At 53.4% G+C, this 3,469-nt stretch carries 5 protein-coding genes and 1 pseudogene; 3 read left to right on the top strand and 3 right to left on the bottom strand.

Features of this window, described 5'->3' with window-relative positions:
* Positions 1-7: 7 nt before the first annotated feature.
* The gene (locus N1078_RS19255; protein ID WP_274089677.1) at positions 8-856 is read left to right on the top strand and encodes a sterol desaturase family protein; all 849 of its coding nucleotides are present in this window, start codon (positions 8-10) and stop codon (positions 854-856) included.
* A gap of 67 nt (positions 857-923) precedes the next feature.
* Here the strand turns inward: N1078_RS19255 and N1078_RS19250 are convergent, their stop codons facing one another.
* From N1078_RS19250 to N1078_RS19240, 3 genes are all read right to left on the bottom strand, one after another.
* A complete protein-coding gene (locus N1078_RS19250; RefSeq protein WP_167143845.1) occupies positions 924-1,130 on the bottom strand; it encodes an MbcA/ParS/Xre antitoxin family protein in 207 nt (68 codons plus the stop codon).
* Between the two features lie 70 nt (positions 1,131-1,200).
* A complete protein-coding gene (locus N1078_RS19245; protein ID WP_241693739.1) occupies positions 1,201-1,368 on the bottom strand; it encodes a CopG family transcriptional regulator in 168 nt (55 codons plus the stop codon).
* Between the two features lie 290 nt (positions 1,369-1,658).
* The gene (locus tag N1078_RS19240) at positions 1,659-1,892 is read right to left on the bottom strand and encodes a helix-turn-helix domain-containing protein (RefSeq protein ID WP_167143841.1); all 234 of its coding nucleotides are present in this window, start codon (positions 1,890-1,892) and stop codon (positions 1,659-1,661) included.
* A 102-nt stretch (positions 1,893-1,994) separates the two neighbouring features.
* Between N1078_RS19240 and N1078_RS19235 the strand changes: the two genes are divergently transcribed.
* On the top strand, positions 1,995-2,582 hold the full coding sequence (locus N1078_RS19235; RefSeq protein ID WP_274089676.1) for a hypothetical protein: 588 nt from the start codon (positions 1,995-1,997) through the stop codon (positions 2,580-2,582).
* Positions 2,579-3,337, top strand: a pseudogene (locus tag N1078_RS19230) (DEAD/DEAH box helicase); the annotation flags it as partial. The gene N1078_RS19235 and the pseudogene N1078_RS19230, both read left to right, overlap by 4 nt.
* Between the last annotated feature and the right edge of the window lie 132 nt (positions 3,338-3,469).

Genomic DNA, 3,469 nt, shown 5'->3' with positions numbered 1-3,469 from the left:
GAAGCAGTTGAACACCTGGGTCAGTTTTCAGTCGGCAGAACAGCCTCTACTGGGTCAGTTTTCGGTCAGCGGCAACAGGCTGCTTTATCAAGGCATCCCTTACTGGCCAAGCACAGCAATCCTGGCGGCCGTGGGAGTCGGCTGTGTAGCTGGTATGGAGCGACTCCAGCCTTTCCGGCAGGACTGGCTCAACGATCACGATGACACTCTAACGGACCTTATTCACCTAGTCGTGAATTTGTCGGTCATCCAGTTCACTGCCGCTGTTCTATCTCGTGTGGGGGACCTTGTGCCTGCTGAGCTGAGTGGGTTTCCTACCGAGCTGCCTCTCTGGCTACAACTGCTCATCGTGGCAGCTATCTTAGACCTGAGTTTGTATTCCATGCACCGCCTCAGCCATCACATCCCCTGGTTGTGGCACCTACACGAGCCCCATCACAGCGCTGAGCGGCTCTACTGGATGAACGGAGAGCGGCGTCATCCCCTGCATGCGGCCATCATGGCAGGACCTGGATTGTTGTTGCTGTTCGCGCTGGGAACACCGTCTTCGCTGGTGGCCACCTGGTTTGGAATACTCACGGTGCATCTGGCTTTTCAGCACTCCAACTTAGATTATTCGATTGGATGGTTGCGGCGCATTATCGGCGTAGCTGAAACACATCGTTGGCATCACAAACGTGATTTTGAGGATGCCCAAGTTAATTTCGGCGAGTTTCTGTTGGTGTGGGATCTGCTATTCAAAACCTTCTACGACAGTGCCAAGCAACCTGGTAGTAATGATGTCGGCCTGCGTGATCGGCGCTACCCCACCGGATATATAGATCAGTTGGCCGAACCATTTAGAGGTAAAGCTTAGAATTGTTCGTGAAAAGAACGGAAGCAATTATTCAAGCGTGCAATCGCGAGCCGCTGCCATAGTTTTGCTAATGATAAATCCCATAGTGCATACGATCTAATAGAGCTTTCACGTCCTCCGCACTATTTGGGCCGAAAATAAGGTCGATCGGACGAGAGCCATTTAGGCCTAAAGCAGGTCCATTCATCCATGCAACAGCCATTTCGCTACTGCCAAGAACTTCTGTGGCTAGTGCAAATAGTTCTTTGTACTGCGGATCACTGTAGTCAAACATAGATACCCTTAGTTCAATTGCAGTTTTTGGGCAGGCAGTAGTCTGCCTAGCGCTATTACTTGAGGGCGTATCAGCGCAGAAGGCGCTGGGTAGGATCTCCGTCACTGAGACTGTCAGCCCAATCTTGGACTGCTTTGTGGTTAATCACACGGCCTGCATCCACCTCGGCCAACGCGTCAAGGGTCAGGGAATGGCGGTCTTGTTCTTGATCAATCCGGGCGGAAAGAGCTTGCTCCATGAACCAGTCCTCGCAGTATGGACCTTGATGCGTCGGGATTTGGTGGGACGAGCAATGGCGGGTTGCTCGTATGAAGCAAGGAACCACAGACTTTGGGTTAGAAAGCCTCGCTCTGATTTCATTATGGAGGGCGTCTCCACTTCCGCCAAGCTTGCGGCACGTTCCCTCAACCCGAATAACCCAGAAAGCATGCGGGTGTAAAAGTTCATGCGCGAGCTGGTGCAGGACGGCACCTTGGAGCCGAAAAACAAATCCGAGCAGTCAGTAGATAACGCCAGGCTTCGCCAGTATCAATCAGGCGGTTGTAGCTCTGACATTTGAGGCAGAAGGCGGGATGGATCGCAGGCCAGCTCGCCTGCGATGCGATAAAGCTTCTCGACGGTGATGTTTACTTCGCCACGCTCGATCCGGCCCATATAGCTACGGTCGATACTGCAGGCCAACGCCAGTACATCCTGAGACATGTGGCAAATCTTCCTTTGTGTTCGGATGCGTTCCCCTAACACTTTCGCCAATTTATCCATGACCGTCTCAATTCCTCTGAGGCGGCACTATCGTGCGTTTGCGGACGCACGAGCCACGGATTATAATCCGCATTTTTACGCGTTAACTCTTCTGGTGCCTCAATGAAATCGGCCTCGTTTATCTTCGACAGGCGTCTGTATGAGCTGCTTCAGGAAGAAGGGAGCATAAGATTCACGACCCGTGAACTGCGTGATGCCTATGCCAAGCGTCTAGAGGGCAAGACTTTTCGTATCGCCGATGTGCGCCGCTATGTGTATGAGCAGATTCGACGATTACTGCGCACGGGCTGGCTTGTGCTTGATGAAGAGCGTCGTTCGCGAGGGCAGGTCTACCACCTGAAACCGATTCCGGCACACCTGCAATTGGAGTTGGTTGACAACGGGTTTGAGAACAGCCTAAAGACTGTTTCTGAGCCCGAGCGGGAATCTGTAGTGTTTCAAGTTGAGGCTGTCCCGCTTGAGTCGTCAGCCAGTGCGGATCAGCATCTGGAAGCGCTCCACAAAGAAATCCGCTTGGACTTCCTGTCTTCAATGGGAGAGGCGGAGCGATTCAAGCTCCTCCTAGAAGACATGCCGCATTTGCGGGATAAGGTCGAAGACGAGTACCTAGAGGCCAGGGATCGCAGTTCACGTCTACTCGGACATCTTCGGGCCATCGAAAAGACCCTCAAGACGCTTGCTGCACGATGACCAGATCGCTACGAGACTGGCAACTCAGCTGCATCGACACGGCATTGGAGCACTTTGCCACTACACCGCACTTCTTCTGCCAGGCGACGCCGGGAGCTGGGAAGACACGCATGGCGGCAGAGTTAGCTAGTAGGTTGCTTAAGCAGGACAAAATCGATCTGGTGATGTGCTTCGCGCCATCCTGCCAGGTTGTCGATGGCTTCCGCTCAACCTTTGCAGAGGTACTTGGCAGGCGGCTGGATGGCCAGATAGGCGCTGTGGGAACGGCGTTTACCTACCAGGCCATGGAGCACCGAGATGAGGGGTTCTGGCAGCTTCTTGATGATTACCGTGTGCTCGTGGTCTTCGATGAGATTCACCATTGCGCTGGCCATGATCCGCTTCTCAGCAACGCCTGGGGGCAGCAGATATTGCATCGGATACAAGACCGCGCAGCCTTCACCTTGGCGCTCTCCGGTACGCCATGGCGCTCAGATGACCGGGCTATTGTCTTGGCCCGGTACTCGACGCCAGAAGGGCACTTGATCTGTGACTACCGATACGGACTGAAAGAGGCCATTGCCGATGCGGTATGCCGTTCTCCTCGTATTGTCTTGCTCGACAATCAGAAGGTAAAACTGACCGAGGAAATGGGTCCTGAGAGTACAGTCAGGATGTTTCCCAGCATTGCCAAACTCTTGGGGGAATCGCCTGTCACCTACGAAGAATTGCTGCGCCATGACGACGTGATCAATCAGCTACTCGATCTTGGCTGTTGCCGCTGACCGAAAACTGACCCAGTAGAGGCTGTTCTGCCGACTGAAAACTGACCCAGGTGTTCAACTGCTTCTGCTCAATTTTTGAGCAGGAGAACACAGGGTGATCAGTATGGAAATGATGGGCAAAAT

The sequence above is a fragment of the Pseudomonas sp. MIL19 genome (genome assembly GCF_028680365.1).
Taxonomy (GTDB): Bacteria; Pseudomonadota; Gammaproteobacteria; order Pseudomonadales; family Pseudomonadaceae; genus Aquipseudomonas; species Aquipseudomonas spirodelae.
Note: the sequence above shows the minus strand (reverse complement) of the source record. Positions and strands in the feature narration are given on the sequence as shown.

Excerpts from the sequence above, each read along its gene's own strand:
- N1078_RS19250 (WP_167143845.1), bottom strand. The coding sequence starts at position 1,130 with ATGTTTGACTACAGTGATCCGCAGTACAAAGAACTATTTGCACTAGCC.
- N1078_RS19245 (WP_241693739.1), bottom strand. The coding sequence starts at position 1,368 with ATGGAGCAAGCTCTTTCCGCCCGGATTGATCAAGAACAAGACCGCCAT.
- N1078_RS19240 (WP_167143841.1), bottom strand. The coding sequence starts at position 1,892 with ATGGATAAATTGGCGAAAGTGTTAGGGGAACGCATCCGAACACAAAGG.
- N1078_RS19235 (WP_274089676.1), top strand. The coding sequence starts at position 1,995 with ATGAAATCGGCCTCGTTTATCTTCGACAGGCGTCTGTATGAGCTGCTT.